Here is an 18,814-nt window from a genome sequence, read left to right on the forward strand (position 1 = left end):
TACGTCATACGAATAAAGTTTATCTCAGTTGGGGGTGGTTTGTCAAGATTGTATAAAAACTTTTTCAAAATTTCGGCGCTTTGCCCGATAACTCTTGACACGATTTGGGCAGATGGACGCGGCGAGTTGTGCTATACTAAGGGTGCAAAACTGAACCGGGAGGTGTATCTATGAAGCTCACATTTTTGGGAGCCAACCACGAGGTCACGGGCAGCTGCACCCTGTTGGAAGCAGCTGGGCAGCGCTACCTCATCGACTGCGGCATGGAGCAGGGCAAGAATGTCTACGAAAACCAGCCCCTCCCTGTGGCACCGGGTGAAATTGACGGCGTGTTGGTGACCCATGCGCATATCGACCACACAGGCCAGCTGCCGCTGCTGGTGCGCAACGGCTTCCGGGGCAGGATCTATGCCACCAAGCCCACGACTCAGCTGTGCAGCATCATGCTGCGGGACTCTGCCCACATTCAGGAGTTTGAAGCTGAATGGAAGAACCGCAAGGCGAAGCGTGCCGGTGCCGAGCCGGTGGAGCCGATGTACACCGTGCAGGATGCCGAGGCGGCCATGCAGCTGTTCCGGGGCATGGAGTATAACACTAAGATCGAACTGGCCCCGGGCCTTGTGATCCGCTTCATCGATGTGGGCCATCTGCTGGGCTCTTCCAGCATCGAGATCTGGGTCACTGAGAGCGGCACCACCACCAAGCTGGTCTTTTCCGGGGACATCGGCAACCAGCATCAGCCCATCATCAAGGACCCGACAACGATCCGGGACGCGGACTATGTGTTTATGGAGTCTACGTATGGCGACCGCAGCCACGGTCCCCGCCCGGACTATGTGGGGGAGCTGAGCAGGATCCTGCAGCGCACCTTTGACCGGGGCGGCAATGTGGTCATCCCCAGCTTTGCGGTGGGCCGCACCCAGGAGCTGCTCTACTTTATCCGTGAGATCAAAAAAGAGGGCCTGGTCACCGGCCACGGCAATTTCCCGGTCTACATCGACAGCCCCCTTGCCATTGAGGCGACCCGCATCTTCAAAGATACCGACCCCGACTGCTTTGACGAGGATACCCGGGCGCTGCTGGCCCAGGGCATCGACCCCATCCAGTTCCCGGGGCTGCAGGTCAGCGTGACCAGCGATGAGTCCCGGATGATCAACGCCGACCGGGTGCCCAAGGTCATCATCTCGGCCAGCGGCATGTGCGAGGCAGGCCGCATCCGCCACCACCTCAAGCACAATCTGTGGCGGCCGGAGTGCACGATCCTTTTTGTGGGCTATCAGGCCGTGGGAACGCTGGGGCGCACCCTGATCGATGGTGCCGTCAATGTCAAGCTGTTCGGTGAGACCATCGACGTGCAGGCAGAGATCTGTCAGCTGACGGGTCTTTCGGGCCATGCCGACCGCGAGGGCCTGCTGGCCTGGGTGAACGCGTTCAGCCCCAAGCCCAAGCGGGTGTTTGTCATCCATGGCGAGGACGAGGTGGAGAACATCTTTGCCCAGACCCTGACCGAGCAGGGCTTTACCGCCTGTGCCCCTTACAATGGGGAGCAGTGGGCCATTGGGGCCGAAGGTGCGGTCTGCCTGCAGGAAGGCTCCCGTGTCCGGCTGGAGCACAAGCCCAGCGAGGGAGCGTCCCGCGCCGCAACGGTGTTCCAGCGGCTGGTCAGCGCCGGCAAGCGGCTGCTCCGCGTCATCGAGCACAACGAGGGCGGGGCCAACAAGGATCTTGCCAAGTTTGCCGACCAGATCAACGCCCTGTGCGACAAGTGGGACAGATAACCATAGAACCAGAAAAAACAGCACGCCGTTCGGTTTCGGCGTGCTGTTTTTGGTTAAAAGGGAAAAGGCTCTGCCGGGAGAAACGGCAGAGCCTTTTCGGGGTATGGAGAAAAGTGTGTGGGAGAAGAGCATGGAGGGCGCTACTGGTCGTCAGAGAGGCTTTGGGAGGAAGCCTTGTCTGCAGCATCCGGGGAGAAGGGGCGGTGCAGTGCTTTGTACTGCCTGTACCGGATGCCGAGCAACGTGAATACAACGCCGGTGACAAAGGAGCCGACGCTGACCACGATATAGGCATCAGCGCCGCTGTGCAGCAGCACCGAGCCGTACCCGGCCAGAACGATGGAAAGACCCGGAACATGCTCCTGATACAGCAGGGATGCAATGCCGACTGTCAAAAACAGACAAACTGCGGAGAGAGCGCAGTTGATTCGATGTGCCCGCCTTTGACGAAGCCTGCGTGTGCGGCGGCGAATTTCCTCCATACGAACACTCGCCTTCTGGGTCATGGACAGTCCCTCCTTTTGAGAGATCATCAGAGCGGCTGCTTTCCGTCCTCTCTATCTCCTATAATACAGTTCGCGCCGATTCCTTTCACCCAAATTTGAAAAAAGTTCAAAAAAATTTCCCGCTCCGGAAAAGAGCGGGAAACGGTCAGCGAAAAACAGTGTGCCTGCCCCTGTGGAGCAGCCTTGCCGCAAACAGGGTGACGATGATGGCAGAGGGAAAGAAGTACCCGACCATCTGCCAGAAGCCGTCGGCGGTGATCAGCAGATTGTAGATGCCGTGCAGCACCATGCAGACCCCCAGAATCCCCACCGTGCCGGTGCAGGTGAGCCATGGACGGCGGAACACATAGGCCAGTGCCAGACCGGTCAGGATGCCGCAGACCAGATGCAGGGCCCCGGCGGACATGCCGCGGATGAGCAGGAAAACAAAACTTCCTGCACCGTTTTCGGTCAGGTAGCAGACGTTTTCAAAGGTAGCAAAGCCCACTGCAATGCCAATGGCCGCAGGAGTCAGCTTGTGGGAATCCGGCTCAAAGATCAAAAAGTAGAGCAGCAGAGGCAGCAGCTTCAGGATCTCTTCGCAGACAGGTGCGATCTCTATGGCGGTGGTCACGGCACTGCACTGGTGCCGCCCCATGAAAAAGCTGCTGACATAAGCCGAAAGCAGGCAGGTGGCCATGCCCAGCACCACGAACAGGGTAAAGCGCCGGGGGCTGCCCGATGTGAACAGCAGGGAGAGCAGCATGGGAAGCGCCAGGCACAAAAAGATGTTTTCAATGTAGGTCATGGGGCTCCTCCTGCAGGATACGGGGCAGGAAGCTGACCAGCGTGAGGGTCAACAGGATGTCCACAGCATAGTAAAGGCTGAACCGGGTGTAATCACGGATGAACCCGGAGGCAACGAACAGAAGGATCTGCAAGGACATTTCAAACAAAAGTGCGATCTCATAAGGCCGGAGCCGTTTTTCCTTTTGCAGGGCCGAAAAACAGAGGTAGGCCAGCGTGCCAAAGGTGAGCGCCAGCGCACCGGACATCAGCGGCGAAGGGCCAAACACCTGCACCCGCATGACAACTCCGGCAAAGACCACCCCAGCTGCCAGCGCAAAAGGCGAGAACGGCGGACGCAGGCCCTCCCAATAGAGGATCTCCAGCGAGAGAAAAAAGAAATACGAGGCCATCCAGGAGCATTCGGCCACATAAAACACCTGCGGCCCATGGCCCAGAATGATCAGATGGAGCAGGTAGTACAAAGTGCCCATCATAAAGCTGGCGTAGCCGAACGCCAGGATCAGGCAGGAGCGGCTGCTGCGCCGGAAGGCGAGGATAAAGGCGAGGAGCGCCATCGCAGCCAGCACGATCACCTGAAAGGTGTTGTCAATGATCTCAAAGCTCATCGTCGTCCCTCGTGTGCTTCTTTTCACTGCTGCGGCGCAGGCGGTAGAGCAGGATGGTCACGCAGGAGCCCAGCAGGAACGAGAGTACGCCCACCAGGATATAACCGTCGGCTCCGCGCTCACTCAGCATCCCGGCGGTGCCGGTGGGGGAAACATGCAGCGCGACCGATGTGCCTGCCCAGCCGGGCATGGCAAGGCCCAGGCAGACCACCAGCGCCAGACAGGCCGCCATACAGCCTGCATCGATCAGCCGCATCTGCCGTGCGCGCGCCTGACGCTGCAGCTGGGCCGTGCGCTGGCGGATCAGCGCCATCCGTTCGGCATCAGTTTTCATACTGATATCCCTCCTGTTCCAAAAGTTGTTTCAGCTGCTGCTTGCCCCGGTACACAAGGTTCGTTACCTGCTGCTCGGTGCGTCCCAGCACCTGTGCGGCCTGCCGGTAGCTCAGTTCTTCAAAATAGACCAGAAAAAGTGTCTCCCGGTATTCCTTTTTGAGCTTGCCCAGTGCGGCGTACAGCTGCTGGTGCTGTTCGTTCTGGAACAGCCCGGTTTCGGCCAGCGCCTCGTCCGGCAGTTCAAAAGGCAGTTCCTCCAGCGGCAGAAAAAACCGCCGCCGGGTCTTGCAGCGCAATGCGAGATTGCGCCCGGTTTTATAGAGGTAAGCCTTGAAGCAGCCATCCCGAATGGGCCGCTCTCTTGCAAAAATATGGGCAAAGGCTTCGATCATCAGATCCTCTGCCTCGTGGATATCGCCCAGCACGCCGTTGATGTAAAGGGTCAGCGCGTCGCCATACCGCTCCACCAACAGCTGAGCGGCAGCCTCGTCCCCGGCCAGATACTTCCGGTAGGCTGTTTCGTCTGAGACCATCCGGTTGTTCCTTTCCGTGTTGTACACATTTCATCTTGTCTATTTTATATAAGATGAAAGAAATTTGCAAGGGAAAATACGAAAAAGCACTCCATTCTCTTCCAATTTGTGATATAATAAACTGATTTCGCCTGTTTTTCGTGCAGAAGGCGGGCGGCTGAAATTATTGGAGGGGACAAATTTATTATGGAACGTGAAACGCTGAAATCGCGGCTGGGCTTCATCCTGCTGTCGGCAGGCTGTGCCATCGGCATTGGCAACGTGTGGAAATTTCCTTATATGGCAGGCCAGGGCGGCGGCGGAGCCTTCGTACTGTTTTACCTGCTGTTCCTGGTCATTCTGGGGCTGCCCATTATGACCATGGAATTTGCTGTGGGCCGTGCCAGCCGCAAAAGCCCGGTGCACGCCTATCAGGTGCTGGAAAAGCCGGGCCAGAAGTGGCATATCCATGGCTACTTCACCCTGATCGGCTGTTACCTGCTGATGATGTTCTACACCACCGTTGCAGGCTGGATGCTGCACTATTTCTATATGACCGCCGCCGGAAAGCTCTCCGGCTTGAACGCAGACGAGGTGGCGGGCAAGTTCACCGAGATGCTGGCAAGCCCCGGCATTATGACCTTCTGGATGGTGTTCGTGGTCGTTCTGGGCATTCTGGTCTGCGCTAAGGGCCTGCAGAATGGTCTGGAGCGTGTGACCAAGGGCATGATGATCGCCCTGCTCCTCATCATGGTCATTCTGGCCGTGAACAGCCTCTTCATGGACGGCGCAAAGGAGGGTCTTTCCTTCTTCCTGGTGCCTGACTTTGGCCGCATGAAGGAGGTTGGCATCGTCAACACCCTGGTGGGTGCGATGAATCAGGCCTTCTTCACCCTGAGCCTGGGCATCGGTGCTATGTCTATTTTTGGCAGCTACATCGGCAAGGAGCACTCCCTGCTGGGCGAGAGCGTCCGTGTGGTGGTGCTGGATACCTTTGTGGCCATCACGGCCGGTCTCATCATCTTCCCGGCCTGCTTTACCTTTGGTGTGGATCAGACCGCAGGCCCCAGCCTGATCTTCATCACCCTGCCCAATATTTTTGCCAACATGGCGCTGGGCAGGTTGTGGGGCAGCCTGTTCTTCCTATTCATGGCATTTGCTGCTCTGTCCACTGTGCTGGCGGTGTTCGAGAACATCATCTGCTGCGGCATGGAGCTGACCGGCTGCACCCGTAAAAAGTCCAGTCTGGTCAACCTGTTCCTCATCATTCTGCTGTCCATGCCCTGCGTGCTGGGGTATAACCTCTGGGCCTGGGATGGCTTTGCCGTGTTTGGCGGTGCAGTGCTGGACTTTGAGGATTTCCTTGTCAGCAATCTGTTCCTGCCGCTGGGCAGCCTGGTCTACCTGCTGTTCTGCGTTTCCCGCTATGGCTGGGGCTGGGACAACTATAAAAAAGAGGTCAACACCGGCGAGGGGCTGAAGATTCACGATTGGATGCGCGGTTACCTGACCTACGGTCTGCCCGTGATCGTGCTGTTCATCTTTGCCTTTGGCATCTACGACAAGTTCTTTGCATAAGGAAATAAACCCTCTCAGTCTCGCATTCGCTCGCCAGCTTCCCCGAGGGGGAGCCAACGCATCTGATGGGGAAGCAGCTTGCACAGCCTGAAGTCAGAGCAGCAATTGCCTCGCCCTTTGGGAGAGGTGGCAGTGCGAAGCACTGACGGAGAGGGCGTTTTTGTTGGAGGACACAATGCACATTTTGATCTGTGATGACGATGCGGTGTTTGCTGCCCGCGTGGAAACGCTCGTCCGGGATTTCTTTGCGCGGCGGGGCCTGCAGGTGGAATGCACCGTCTGCCACAGCGGGGAAGAGACACTGGCCCGGCGGGACCTTGATCTGTATCAGGTGGCGCTGCTGGATGTGGATCTGGATACCATGAACGGCATCTCACTGGGAAAGCAGCTGCGCCAGTGCAGCCCGGAGATCTGCCTGGTGTATGTGTCAGCCTATCTGGAGTTTGCTCCGGAGGGCTACACTGTGAATGCGTTCCGCTATATCCTCAAGCGCGATCTGGACTGCCAGCTGTCCCGCTGTCTGGATGCCATTCTGCACGAGCAGGATCACCGGACTCCCAAGACCCTGACCATCCGGCAGAACCGCACCGAGACCGAGCTGCCCTACGACAGCATCTACTACCTCGAAAGCGATCTGCGCAAGATCAACGTTTACGGAGATGTGGCTCATCAGCCCCTGTGCTCCTACTATGGCAAGCTGAATGAGCTGCCGCAGGCCCTGTTTGAGAACGGCTTTCTGCGGGTGGGGCGGAGCGCGGTGGTCAATATGAAGTACATCCGGCAGATCAGCAGCTATATGGTCACCCTGCGCAATGGGGTCAAGCTGGGCGTGAGCCGGAACGGCTATGCTGAGATTCGCAGCACCTATCTGGAATGGAAGGGGCAGTTTGGGGATGACTAAGGAAATGCTCTGGCTTCTGATGGGGCATCTGGTCTGCATTGGCCAGTGGGCGGCCTTTATCATGGTGGACCATGCATTTCTGGGCCGCAGCAGGAGATTCCGCTTCCCCTGCCTGTGGGCAGCCCTGCTGGCAGCAGTATTTCTAGTGGCCTCGATCCGGCATGACATTGGCTTTTTCAATGTTGAATCTGTGATTTTGAATGTTATCTACCTGTTGGTCACGGTGCTCTTTTTCGGCGGAAGCTGGAACCAGAAGCTCTCGGCCTGCCTTGTCAACGGCATCATGTGCCTGTTGACGGAAAACACAGTCAGCTACACCTTTGCCTGGTGTAAGCACATTCCGGTCCGGGAGGTCTGGCGCTACCGCAGCTGTCTGTTCCTGCTGGTTGCTGCTGTTGTGGGGGCTGGCCTGCTTGCGGCTTATATTATCCGGCGCTGGCGGAGGGAGCAGGCGTTGACCCCGCTGCAGATGTTGGTCATGTCCTTTTTTCCTGGCATCGTTGTGGTGCTGAACATCGTGCTGATGGTATCCGGCGGCAGTGAAGTGCCCAGCATGATGAATATGATGTTGACCTTTGGTCTGACCATAGCAGTGCTGATCCATCTGGGGATCGTGCAGATGGTCAACGACCAGATGCTGCTGCAGCAGACACTGATGGTGGAGGCTGTGCGCCAGAAGAAGAGCGCAGAAGCTCTTCTGGAATCCTACAAGACCCAGCGGCGACTGACCCATGAGTTCACCAACCACACCGATGCACTGGCTCTGCTGCTCCAGCAGGGCGATTACGAGGGAGCAAAGGCCTACCTTTCCACGCTCACAAAGACCATTGCGGCGAATACCACCATTATGAACACCCACAACCCTTTATTGGATGCCCTGCTCAGCAAAAAGTACGAGGAAGCCAGCCGAAAAGGGGTCATGGTTTATTTTGATCTGCCCGATCTGCGGGATATGCCCATGGATCAGACAGACCTTGTGATCGTGCTCTCCAACCTGCTCAACAATGCCATTGAGGCCGCCGCGCAGGCTGATCCGCCGGAGGTCTATGTGCGGATGCGGAAGAGCGAGGACGAGGTGGTGCTCTCTGTCCGCAACCGGGTGGAGAAGGACCTGAATCTCGCGGACGGTCAGCTGCCCCGCATCTCTCAGAAAGGGGCGGGCCACGGCTTCGGGCTGTGGAACGTGCAGGATGTGCTGAAAAAATACGGCGGCGAATATACCATCAGCTGCCGGGGGTGCTGGTTCCGCTTTACCTGCACCATCCCGCTCCGCAAGTTATGACATGAAACCCTGCAGAATATGACATTTGGAGTGAAAGTTTCATCGGAATCTGCTACAATGAAATCAAGTTAAAGGCAGGAGCGCCTCCCCGCTGTATGGTTTGCGGCCGACAGAGGAAGGAACATCCGGGAACGCAGGCGTGTGTGCGTGGGCCGGAACGTCTTTACGAATAAAAAGTCTGACGAAGCTCTGAATGGCGATCTTGGGGGATTGCTGCAGATAGAGACCTTCTGAATGCACTGCACCTGCACGGCATCGTATGTGGGAATGGGATGCCGGGCGGTGCTGCCGGAGGGAGCTTTGTCGGGCTTTTTTGTTTGAGATCGGGCCGGAAGGAGGACGATGTGGAGCATGGCTGTACCTGCACGGAAGCGGGCATCCTGCTGGATATCTTCACCCCGATGCGGGAGGATTTCGTGTAACAAACAAAAAAGGCAGTGCGCCGCGTGGGACGCACTGCCTTTTGCTTTTGTACCGATTATTCCGGCTTCACCTGCAGCTCCTGCTCACAGTAGATGCAGCGGTATTTGCCGTTGGAGCTCATCTCAAAGATCTGGTCGCATTCCTCTTCAATGGAGGAGATGCAGCGGGGATTGCGGCACCGCACAATGTTCACCAGACGCTTGGGGGGCTTCGGCTTTTCCTTGCGCACAGCCTTGCCGTTTTCGATCACGGTCACGCTGATGTCAGGGTCAAGGTAGGCCAGCACGTCCAGGTTCAGCCAGGAGGCATCCCCCTCGACCTTGATGATGTCCTTGCGGCCGCAGTCGGCCTTGTGGGAGCGTGCATTCTGGATCAGTGCCACGTTGGCGGTCTTGTTGCCGGTGATGCCCAGCAGCTCCATCAGGCCCACAGCGGTGCCTGCCTTGATGTGGTCGATCACAATGCCGTTCTGGATCTCGTCAATATTCAGCATATCAGTTGCCCTCCTTCGGTGCTTTGGGGTCGGCAAGACCCAGCAGCGTCATGATCAGTGCCATGCGGACGTATACGCCGTTCTGCACCTGCTCAAAGTAGGCAGCACGGGGGTCGTTGTCCACATCCAGTGCGATCTCGTTCACGCGGGGCAGGGGATGCAGCACTGCCATTTCAGGCTTGGCAAGGGCCATCTTTTCGCTGGTCAGGATGTAGCTGTTCTTCAGGCGGATGTAATCCTCCTCGTTGAAGAAGCGCTCCTTCTGCACACGGGTCATGTACAGGATATCCAGCTCAGGCATGGATTCCTCCAGGCTCCGGGTCTCACGGTACTCAATGCCGTTGGCCTCCAGCACATCCTTGATGATGTAGTCGGGCACCCGCAGCTCCTCGGGGCTGATGAGCACAAAGCGGATGTTCTTGCAGCGTGCCATGGTCTTGATGAGAGAATGGACGGTGCGGCCGAACTTCAGATCGCCGCACAGGCCGATGGTCAGGTTATCCAGCCGACCCATCCGGGTGCGGATGGTCATCAGATCGGTCATGGTCTGGGTGGGGTGCTGGTGGCCGCCGTCACCGGCATTGATGACCGGGATGCGGGAGTAGCGGGAAGCGCGGAACGGCGCACCCTCCTTAGGGTGGCGCATTGCCACGATATCAGCATAGCAGGAGACCACACGGATGGTATCTGCAACGCTTTCTCCCTTGGAAGCGCTGGAGACGGTCTCGCTCGGGAAGCCCAGCACATGGCCGCCCAGGTTCAGCATGGCCGCCTCAAAGGAAAGGCGGGTGCGGGTGGACGGCTCATAGAACAGAGTGGCGAGTTTTTTGTGAGCCGCAACGTCCTGGTAAGCGGCAGGGTCGGAGCGGATGCGGTCGGCCAGATCCAGCAGGGAAGTGATCTCCTCCTGGCTGAAATCCAAGGGATCGATGAGATGGCGCATGAATTTTACCTCCGTCAAAGTAATTTTCGTAGAATGGAAAAATCGAAGAAATTCGTGTAATAACTCAGTGAGCGCATGACCGGGTGGCACAGACGGTTGAAGCAGATCTCATCCAGCAGCAGCATGGCCTCGCCGGGGGCAAGACGCATGGCAGCCCGGATGGCCTCGTCGCCGCAGCTGGCCTTGAGGTGGGCCACATTCGAGGAGATCTGCTGGTTGCATTCCTGCTCCAGGATATCGAACACGCTGCCGCTCAGGTCGATGCGGGTGTAGTCCCGGCTGCCAAAGAGGGCGCGGGGCAGATAATCGATGGAGTAGATGACCGGGGTGGTGTCGGCCAGGATGCGTTTTTTGATGCAGATGACCTCGTCCCCCGGTGCAATGGCAAGATCCCGGGCAAGCTCGGCCCCGGCGCGGATGGGATAGATCTGGATGCCATCGGCGTGGGGGTAGCTGCCAAAGCTGCGGATCAGCGGGTAATATTCCAGCTTCTGGTCAAGGCGGCTGCGCAGGCTGAGCACGGTGCGGTTGACCACTGTGCCAATGCCGCGCACACGCTCGATGTAACCGGCGCGCTCCATCTCGCTCAGCGCGTCCCGGATCACGGTACGGCTGACCCCGAGTTCCGCGGCCAGATCGACCTCGGCGGGCAGGCGGTCGGCATCGGCGTAGCGGCCGGTGCGCAGTTCTTCCAGAAGCGCCGCGACGACACGGTCACTGATGACCGCACCGCCCAGGCGGATGGATGACGAAGAGCTGGATTCTTTCATGGGCTGTTCCTCCGGTTCGCGGGCGGGGCAGTGCCCGCCTGGACTTGGGAAAACCTGCCCTGCAACCCAAAAGCTGCGCCGGACAGATTTTCTTACTTTCATTATAGCATGATTTGACTTTATTTTGAATGGTAATTATACTGGAATCCAGCAGAAAGTATGATTTTATTTTTGGAGGGTTCACAAAATGGAACTGATACTGCAAAAAGTGAGTGGCCGACCTGCACGGTTTCCCATTCGCCTGCGCCGGTGCGGCCCTGCGGATGCCGCCGCATTCTTTGCTTTACAGAACGAAGTGCGGGCCGCCATGCCTCACCCGGAGCAGTTTGTGCCCGACACACTGGAGAATATCACGGCCTACCTGAGGGAGGACTTGTGCATCGGGGCATACGACGGCGAACGGCTGGGGGCGTACTTTATCCTGCGCTACTGCGGCCGGAGCGCGCACAATTATGCGGCCTTCCTGGGGGTGCCCCGGGAAGAGTGGGAGCACTGGGCCAATGCAGACAGCGCGGTGGTCCACCCGGACTGGCGGGGCAACGGCCTGCAGCGGAAGCTGCTGGAAGCGGCGCTGCCCCTTGTCCGGCCCGGCATCGTGGGCATCGGGGCCACCGTCAGTCCGGAGAATCAATACAGCCTGAACAATGCCCTTGCCTGCGGTTTTGTCATTGCCGACCGCCGTGAGATGTACGGCGGGTATGACCGATATCTGTTAAAGAAGATGCTGTAAACAAAAAACGCTCTCCTGCTGAGCACAGGAAAGCGTTTTTTGTTATGCGGCCAGGCGGGCCTCTTCCTTCAGCTGATCGTTCATCTTTTTGCGCACGACCAGCAGGCAGATGAGATGCACACCTGCGGTCAGGGCCCAGCTGATGGGGTAGCTGATGTACAGCGTGCCGGTGGAGCGGAACATCCGGAAGATGGTTGCGATCCAGACCAGACGGAGCAGGCAGCTGCCCACCAGACTGACGATCATGGGGATCACCGAGTAGCCGCGGCCGCGCAGGCAGCTGGCCAAAGTGTCCATTATGCCGCACAGGAAGTAGGCAGTGCAGATGATCTGCATCCGGGACAGGCCGGCGGCCACCACGGCTTCATCCGTGGAGTAGAAGTGCAGCAGGACCTCGCCGCCAAAGTAAGCGCCGCAGCCCAGGAACAGGCCCACCACAGTGACGCAGAGCAGGCAGTTGCGCATGACGCGGTCGAGGTTGTCGTACCGGCGGGCACCCACGTTCTGGCTGGTAAAGGTCACGGCCGCCTGCGCAAAGGCATTCATGCCGGTGTAGATGAAGCCCTCGAGGTTGGATGCGGCAGAGTTTCCGGCCACGACCGTGGAGCCAAAGGAATTGATGGCCGACTGGATCACCACGTTGGACAGGCTGAACACGGTGCTCTGCAGACCGGCGGGCAGGCCGATCCGGATGATCTGCAGCATGGCTTTCTTGTGGATGCCCAGATGCCGCAGGTCAAGGTGCATGGCACCCTCTTCCCTGACCAGAAGCACCGTGACCATAATGGCGGATACCGTCTGGCTGAGGATGGTGGCCAGTGCAACGCCCGCCACGCTCATCTGGAACACGATGACGAACAGCAGGTTCAGCACCACATTGATGACACCTGCCACCGCCAGACAGACCAGCGGACGGCGGGTGTCACCCACGGCACGCAGCAGGGAAGCGTTGAAGTTGTACAGCATGGTCATCGGCATTCCGATGAAGTAGATCTTCAGGTAAAGGGTGGCAAGGTCAATAACATCCTCGGGGCTGGACATCAGTTCCAGCAGGCCGTGGGCTGCAAAAAAGCCCACAAAAGCCATCAGAACGCCGCCCACAAGGCTCAGGGTAACAGCGGTCTGCACCGCTTCGTGCACGCCCTGGTCATCCTTTGCACCATAACAGCGGGCCGCCACAACGTTTGCACCCAGCGCAAGGCCGACAAACAGGTTGACCAGCAGGTTGATGAGTGCACCGTTGGAACCAACTGCTGCCAGCGCGGCGCTGCCGGCGAATCGACCCACCACGACCACATCGGCAGCATTGAACAGCAGCTGCAAAAAGCTGGATGCCGCCAGCGGCAGGGAAAACAGGATGATCTTTTTCAGCATCGGGCCGCTGGTCAGATCACCGGCTTGGGACATTTGTGCCATGAAAGCTCCGCCTCCTTTGAAACTTCTCTCATACTCTTGCACCAAAATCGAAGCGTAAAAAATGCGCCGTGCCGTTTTGCGGCACAACGCAATTTGTAAAGAACACCTATATTATAATACAGTTTTCTGTAAAATACAAGATGCCGCGCAGGGGGTTCCTGCCTTTCTGGGGCGCTTTGATCAGGAATGATGGATCTGCAGCGTTTTCCAGTGCTCTTTCTTCTCGTATTCCGTTGTCACGCCGTCGTCCCGGTACATCCGGTACTCCGCGGATTCGCCGTTGGGCAGGAAGCTCCACAGGGTCAGACTGGCATCATCCAGCTCAGCGGTGTTGTTGGCGGGCTGTGCCACGGGAATGATGTGACCCGGACGGATGAACAACAGCATTTCGTCCAGCGCACAGCGGATATAGTGGTGTCCGGCGGGCAGGATCTCTTCGTCGTAGTCGTCTACAGCCCGCAGGCGCAGGAGCTTCATGGGCTCGGGCAGGTAGACATGCCGCCCGTGGGCATTCTGGACATAGACGGGAGCGGCCATCAGGCCCTCGCCCAGCAAAAGCTGATCTTCCACCTCCCGGGCATCGGGGTCATCCGGGTAATCGAAGGCCAACGGCCGGAAGTAGCTGGTGTTTTCCAGCGCAGCCTTCATAAATTCGCTGTACAGGTAGGGCAGCAGGGCGTAGCGCAGACGGATCATATTACGCACAGCGGGCAGCACCTCGGGGAAGCGGTAGTATTCCTGCATCCGGGTGCCCACCGCGGAGTGGTTGCGCATCAGCGGGGTGAGCAGACCGAACTCAAGCCAGCGCAGGGCAAGATCCGGCGTGGTATCGCAGGAGAAGCCGCAGAGGTCGGCACCGCTGTACAGGAAACCGCACATCTGGACACTGGGCATCATTTGGATATTGGCCAGCAGCTGGGCCCAGCTGGAATTGTTGTCGCCCAGCCAGATGCCGCCGTAGCGGTGGCTGCCAATGAAGCTGGAACGGCTGTAAAGCAGGGTGCGCTGGCCCGGACGCAGGTCGGCAAAGGCTTCCCCTGCGGCGCGGGTCATGCTGCCGCCATAAAGGTTGTGGACCTGATCGTGACGTACCTTCCGGCCGTCTGCCTCGTGGTAGAAACTGGCGTAGTCTGCCGGGCTGTTCATCAGGCCCATGGCACCGCCCACCACGCGCGGGAAAAACTCCTCCTGCTCAATGTTGTCCTTCTCCCGCAGGGCGGCCATATCGTCCAGAAAAGCGCGCAGCCGCTCAGGTGAGTAGAAGAGGGAGGGCTCGTTCATATCGTTCCAGAAGCCCTCGATGCCGCAGTCGGTCAGGGCCTTGTATTTGTGGCCGAACCACTCCCGCACCTCGGGACGCAGGAAGTCGGCAAAGTAGGCCTTGCCGGGCCAGACTGCCGCCACAAAGGGAGTTCCGTCGGCCTTTTTGCAGAAGTATCCCTTTTCCAGCCCCTCAGTGCAAGTGGAGTCGTTGGGGTCGACGCGCACGCCGGCATCGATGATGGGCACCAGCCGGATGCCCTGCGCTTTCAGGTCTGCGGAGAGCTTTGTAAGGTCTGGAAAACGTTCCTTGTTTACGGTGAAATCGGCATAGTCCTGCATATACTCGATGTCCATACAGATCATGTCCAGCGGCAGGTCGTGCTCCTTGTATTGGCGTGCAACTTCCCGTACGTCCTCCTCGGTCTTGTAGCCCCAGCGGCTCTGTGCCAGACCGAATGCCCACCTGGGCGGGATGTAGCTGCGGCCGATGAGGGTACGGAACTCCCTGCAGATCTCATTTTCGTTCCCGCCGGAGAGGAGATACAGATCGTAGTCTGGGGTCTCGGTGTGGAAAGAGAGAAGATCGTGGCGGGAATAACCGATGTCGTAATAAACCTTGCCCGGGAAATCCACGAACAGGCCAAAGCAGGTGCTGCCGTCCCGCACCAGCAGGAAATTGTGCGCACCATAGAAGGAAAGCTTGTCCTCGCTGTGGCGGGATTCATCGGTGTTGTTGGCGATGTAGTGCCAGCCGCGCTTGTTGATGCCGCGGGGCATTTCACCCAGACCGTAGACGGCAGCCTGCTCACTGAGGGTGAGCTGCCAGCCGCTGCCATCGGGAGTCAGAAAGGGGATGGGGCCGCTTTCCGCGGGAAGAGACAGCACAACGCTCTGGGTGGGAAAAGGATGCCCGAAAGAAAAACGTTGGATCACAGAAAAGACCTCCTGTTTCAGATAGAGTTGTTACTATAATGATACGGCAGAAATCGTTCCGGAACAAGAGAGAAAACAGGATGAATAATACAACAAAACAGGCGTTTTGTGGCCTGCGCAACAGCCAATACTTCTGCTGCACCTGCCTGAGCCTCTCGGGCGTAAAACTGCACGGAATGGATTGCAAACTGTCGAATGGCTTGCTATAATAAAAAGTACTCTGAAAAGGGAGGATCTTCCATGTATCGAAACGGCATCAAGCGGCTGCTGGCGGTCATTTTGTCCCTCTGCGGCATGATCGTGCTCTCGCCGCTGCTGCTCATCCTCTGCCTTGCCATCAAGATCGATTCCCCGGGGCCGATCTTTTTCAGGCAGAAGCGGGTGGGCATCCACAAACAACATTTCAATATCCTCAAGTTCCGCACCATGCGCATCGACACCCCCCACGATATGCCCACCCACATGCTCAAGGACCCGGATCATTATATCACCCGGGTGGGGCACTTCCTGCGCAAGACCAGTCTGGACGAGCTGCCCCAGCTCTGGAACATCTTTGTGGGCGATATGGCAGTCATCGGCCCGCGCCCGGCGCTGTGGAACCAGTATGACCTGCTGGCCGAGCGGGACAAGTACGGTGCCAACGATGTCCGCCCCGGCCTGACCGGCTGGGCTCAGATCCATGGGCGGGATGAGCTGGAGATCGTGGACAAGGCCCGGCTGGACGGCTACTATGTGGAGCACCTGAGCTTTGGCATGGACGTAAAGTGCTTCTTTGGCACCATCAGGGCAGTGCTCGACCACGACGGTGTGGTCGAGGGCGGCACCGGCACTTTGCACGAAGAGGAAAACCACAAGAAGTAAGACTGGCCCGGGCAGAATACTTGATTTATCCCCTGAAAAGCGTATAATAAAACGGTATAAGACATCAAAGGAGGATTTCCATGAATCGCACCTACATCAACGAGGTACAAAAGGAAATTGGCAATACGGTCAAGGTACAGGGTTTTATTGAAAACCTGCGCAACAGCAAGTATATGGCCTTTATCGTATTGAAGGATATCACCGGCAAGCTGCAGATCACGGTTGAAAAAGAAGATCATCCTGATCTGGTGGACACCATCGATCAGCTGACCCCTGATTCTGTCATCACTGTCACCGGTAAGGTGGTCGAGAACGACTACGTCAAGATGGGCGGCATCGAGATGATCCCCGAGGCCATCGAGGTGGAGAGCATTGCGGATGCACTGCCCATTGCCCGTAAGGCCATTGCCGCCACCAAGAAGAAAAAGGCGGTGGAGCGTTCCAGCATCGACCAGCGCATTGATTACCGCTGGGTCGATCTGCGCACCGACGAGAACCAGCTGATGTTCAAGGCCCAGAGCTGCATGGTCAACGCCATGCGCAAGTTCCTGCTGGACCAGAACTTCATCGAGATCCACACCCCCAAGCTGATCGCTGCTGCCAGCGAGAGCGGCTCTGAGGTGTTCAAGGTGGATTACTTCGACCGCAATGCCTATCTGGCACAGAGCCCCCAGTTCTACAAGCAGATGGCAATGGCTGCAGGCTTTGAGCGCATTTTCGAGACCGGCCCTGTGTTCCGCGCCGAGAAGAGCTATACCAATAAGCACGCCACGGAGTTCTCCGGCTTCGATCTGGAGTTCAGCTACATCACCTCTTACAAGGATGTCATGGCCATGGAGGAGCAGCTGCTCAAGGCTGGCCTGCAGGCTGTGAAGGACGCTTACGGCGACCAGATCCAGGAACTGTTCGGCAAGGAAGTCATCGTGCCCGAGATCCCGTTCCCCGTGGTCAAGCTGGCTGACCTGTACAATGGTCTGGAAGAGGACTTCGGTTATGTGGTGGACGATTCCGAGAAGGGCGACCTGACCACCGAGGCCGAGCGCCTGAGCTACGACTGGGTGAAGAAGCACTATAACCACGAGTTCCTCTTCGTCACGGATTACGATGCTGAGAAGCGCGCCTTCTACCACATGCGCGACGAGAACGGCGTGCCTCAGGGCTACGACCTGATCTGGCGCGGTGTGGAGATCACCACCGGTGCCCAGCGTGAGCATCGCTATGAGGTGCTGAAGAAGCAGGCTGAGGAAAAGGGTCTGGCTGAGGATGTCAAGTTCTATCTGGAATTCTTCCAGTATGGCTGCCCCCCGCACGGCGGCTTCGGTCTGGGCATCGACCGCCTGACCATGCTGCTGGTGGGCGAGAGCATCAAGGACGCGGAGTTCCTGTTCCGCGGCCCCAACCGTCTGACCCCGTAAGGACGGGGGTGTTCGTATGAACGCCGCAGACCATTATCTGACCCGTTATCTGGAAGCGAAGGATCTGGATCAGTACAACGCACTGCTCCGCTACACCTTTCAGGTCACGGAAGAAGAGCTGACTGCCACAGGCTGGAAGGACGATGAGATCAAGCAGTCCAAGTTCCCGGTGCTGGAACGTGCCGATGTGCTGGGCTGCTTTGATGGAGACACGCTGGTGTCCCAGTTTGCCGTCTATCCGCTGAAAATGAACATCTACGATACGGTCTACCATGTGGGCTTTGTCACCAGTGTCTGCACCTACCCGGAGTACACCGGGCAGGGCATTATGAAACACCTGATGATCAAGGGCCTGACCCAGATGCACGAGGAGGGCAAATCCTTCGCTCTGCTCTACCCATACAGCATTCCGCTGTACCATCACCTGGGCTGGGAAATCGTTTCCAACAAGATCTCGTTCAACATCAAGGACCGGCAGATCCCCACCAAGGTCAAGGCCCCCGGCTATGTCCGGCGTGTCAGTTGGGATAACACCGAGTTCCATGAGCTGCACTCCCACTTTGCGTCCATCACCCATGGCTGTCTGTTCCGCAACAGTCTGGCCTGGGAGGAATACTGGCGCTGGGATGAGGACGATACCAATGTTGCGGTCTACTACAACGTCAAGGATAAGCCCTGCGGCTACATGGTCTACCTCATCAAAAATGACATCATGCACATCAAGGAGATGGTCTACCTCAACCGCGAGGCCCAGAAAGGCCTGTGGGAGTATATCCATGCCCATGATTCCATGATCGATGAGGTGCACGGCAGCACCTATTTCAGCGAACCCATCGCCTTTGAGATGGACGATGGCGACATCAAGGAGAGCATCCGCCCCTATGCCATGGGACGCATCATTGACGTGGAGGATTTCCTCGCCGATTACCCCTGTGACCCGGACGGCGGCACCCTGTGCATCGAGCTGGAGATCGAGGACTCGCTTCTGCCATGGAACGACCGGACGTTTAACGTTCGCTTTGCGGATGGGCACTGCACCATGACCCGTGAACCCGCCGAGTATCACCTGAAAATGGGCATCGGCACCTTTACCACCCTGCTGCTGGGCTACAAGACTGCAGAGCGTCTGTATGAGCTGGAGCGCATCGAGGGCAGGGAAGAGGCTGTGGAACGGCTGGATGACGTGCTCTTCCATAAGATCCCGTATATTTCGGATTACATCTGACAAAAGAAAACAACCCTCTCCGTCAAAGCCTTTTGCTTTGCCTGCTTTTCCCGAA

18 protein-coding genes are annotated in these 18,814 nt (G+C 57.8%); 8 read left to right on the top strand and 10 right to left on the bottom strand.

Annotation, left to right across the window (positions count from 1 at the left end):
• The first annotated feature begins 170 nt into the window (after window positions 1–170).
• Window positions 171–1,778: an MBL fold metallo-hydrolase gene (locus D3F01_RS00165; protein ID WP_117535276.1), complete on the top strand. Its 1,608-nt coding sequence runs from the start codon at window positions 171–173 to the stop codon at window positions 1,776–1,778.
• Window positions 1,779–1,918: 140 nt separating this feature from the next.
• Here D3F01_RS00165 and D3F01_RS00170 read toward each other — a convergent pair whose 3' ends face one another.
• The 5 genes from D3F01_RS00170 to D3F01_RS00190 form a co-directional block, all read right to left on the bottom strand.
• Complete coding sequence (locus D3F01_RS00170; protein WP_143405654.1) at window positions 1,919–2,284, bottom strand: hypothetical protein; 366 nt, start codon at window positions 2,282–2,284, stop codon at window positions 1,919–1,921.
• A 145-nt stretch (window positions 2,285–2,429) separates the two neighbouring features.
• Window positions 2,430–3,071: a PrsW family glutamic-type intramembrane protease gene (locus D3F01_RS00175; protein WP_097771895.1), complete on the bottom strand. Its 642-nt coding sequence runs from the start codon at window positions 3,069–3,071 to the stop codon at window positions 2,430–2,432.
• Window positions 3,058–3,678, bottom strand: coding sequence for a hypothetical protein (locus D3F01_RS00180; protein WP_242885408.1), 621 nt, complete (start codon window positions 3,676–3,678; stop codon window positions 3,058–3,060). Before D3F01_RS00180 ends, D3F01_RS00175 begins: the two co-directional genes overlap by 14 nt.
• On the bottom strand, window positions 3,668–4,012 hold the full coding sequence (locus D3F01_RS00185) for a hypothetical protein (protein WP_242885410.1): 345 nt from the start codon (window positions 4,010–4,012) through the stop codon (window positions 3,668–3,670). Before D3F01_RS00185 ends, D3F01_RS00180 begins: the two co-directional genes overlap by 11 nt.
• The gene (locus D3F01_RS00190; RefSeq protein ID WP_242885412.1) at window positions 4,002–4,547 is read right to left on the bottom strand and encodes a sigma-70 family RNA polymerase sigma factor; all 546 of its coding nucleotides are present in this window, start codon (window positions 4,545–4,547) and stop codon (window positions 4,002–4,004) included. Before D3F01_RS00190 ends, D3F01_RS00185 begins: the two co-directional genes overlap by 11 nt.
• Window positions 4,548–4,733: 186 nt before the next feature.
• Here D3F01_RS00190 and D3F01_RS00195 point away from each other — a divergent pair, with 186 nt between their 5' ends.
• The 3 genes from D3F01_RS00195 to D3F01_RS00205 all read left to right on the top strand — a co-directional run bounded on the left by D3F01_RS00195 (window position 4,734) and on the right by D3F01_RS00205 (window position 8,287).
• Window positions 4,734–6,104, top strand: a complete 1,371-nt coding sequence (locus tag D3F01_RS00195) for a sodium-dependent transporter (RefSeq protein ID WP_156064476.1) — start codon at window positions 4,734–4,736, stop codon at window positions 6,102–6,104.
• 175 nt (window positions 6,105–6,279) lie between these two features.
• A complete protein-coding gene (locus D3F01_RS00200; protein WP_242885415.1) occupies window positions 6,280–7,005 on the top strand; it encodes a LytTR family DNA-binding domain-containing protein in 726 nt (241 codons plus the stop codon).
• Window positions 6,998–8,287: a sensor histidine kinase gene (locus D3F01_RS00205; RefSeq protein ID WP_242885418.1), complete on the top strand. Its 1,290-nt coding sequence runs from the start codon at window positions 6,998–7,000 to the stop codon at window positions 8,285–8,287. Before D3F01_RS00200 ends, D3F01_RS00205 begins: the two co-directional genes overlap by 8 nt.
• A 478-nt stretch (window positions 8,288–8,765) precedes the next feature.
• Here D3F01_RS00205 and D3F01_RS00210 read toward each other — a convergent pair whose 3' ends face one another.
• The 3 genes from D3F01_RS00210 to D3F01_RS00220 are packed head-to-tail and all read right to left on the bottom strand — an operon-like array spanning window position 8,766 to window position 10,916.
• Complete coding sequence (locus D3F01_RS00210; RefSeq protein ID WP_005934452.1) at window positions 8,766–9,203, bottom strand: aspartate carbamoyltransferase regulatory subunit; 438 nt, start codon at window positions 9,201–9,203, stop codon at window positions 8,766–8,768.
• Between the two features lies 1 nt (window position 9,204).
• Window positions 9,205–10,146 (bottom strand): aspartate carbamoyltransferase, encoded by a 942-nt coding sequence (gene pyrB / locus D3F01_RS00215; protein ID WP_117476127.1) that lies wholly within the window; start codon window positions 10,144–10,146, stop codon window positions 9,205–9,207.
• Between the two features lie 14 nt (window positions 10,147–10,160).
• A complete protein-coding gene (locus tag D3F01_RS00220; protein ID WP_242885421.1) occupies window positions 10,161–10,916 on the bottom strand; it encodes a GntR family transcriptional regulator in 756 nt (251 codons plus the stop codon).
• A gap of 187 nt (window positions 10,917–11,103) precedes the next feature.
• Between D3F01_RS00220 and D3F01_RS00225 the strand changes: the two genes are divergently transcribed.
• A complete protein-coding gene (locus D3F01_RS00225) occupies window positions 11,104–11,646 on the top strand; it encodes a GNAT family N-acetyltransferase (protein WP_242885424.1) in 543 nt (180 codons plus the stop codon).
• Window positions 11,647–11,688: 42 nt separating this feature from the next.
• Here the strand turns inward: D3F01_RS00225 and D3F01_RS00230 are convergent, their stop codons facing one another.
• The gene (locus D3F01_RS00230) at window positions 11,689–13,062 is read right to left on the bottom strand and encodes an MATE family efflux transporter (RefSeq protein ID WP_242885427.1); all 1,374 of its coding nucleotides are present in this window, start codon (window positions 13,060–13,062) and stop codon (window positions 11,689–11,691) included.
• A gap of 180 nt (window positions 13,063–13,242) precedes the next feature.
• Window positions 13,243–15,258 carry a TIM-barrel domain-containing protein gene (locus D3F01_RS00235; RefSeq protein WP_117534135.1) on the bottom strand — a complete coding sequence of 672 codons (2,016 nt, stop codon included), beginning with the start codon at window positions 15,256–15,258 and terminating at the stop codon, window positions 13,243–13,245.
• Window positions 15,259–15,498: 240 nt separating this feature from the next.
• Between D3F01_RS00235 and D3F01_RS00240 the strand changes: the two genes are divergently transcribed.
• The 3 genes from D3F01_RS00240 (at window position 15,499) to D3F01_RS00250 (ending at window position 18,759) form a co-directional block, all read left to right on the top strand.
• A complete protein-coding gene (locus D3F01_RS00240; protein WP_242885428.1) occupies window positions 15,499–16,119 on the top strand; it encodes a sugar transferase in 621 nt (206 codons plus the stop codon).
• Window positions 16,120–16,199: 80 nt separating this feature from the next.
• Window positions 16,200–17,534 carry an aspartate--tRNA(Asn) ligase gene (gene aspS, locus D3F01_RS00245; RefSeq protein WP_242885429.1) on the top strand — a complete coding sequence of 445 codons (1,335 nt, stop codon included), beginning with the start codon at window positions 16,200–16,202 and terminating at the stop codon, window positions 17,532–17,534.
• A gap of 16 nt (window positions 17,535–17,550) precedes the next feature.
• Entirely contained in the window at window positions 17,551–18,759 is a 1,209-nt protein-coding gene (locus D3F01_RS00250; RefSeq protein WP_097771202.1) for a GNAT family N-acetyltransferase, read from the top strand.
• Window positions 18,760–18,814 lie beyond the last annotated feature (55 nt).

It is taken from the genome of Faecalibacterium sp. BCRC 81149, assembly GCF_022750605.1.
GTDB lineage: Bacteria > Bacillota > Clostridia > Oscillospirales > Ruminococcaceae > Faecalibacterium > Faecalibacterium duncaniae.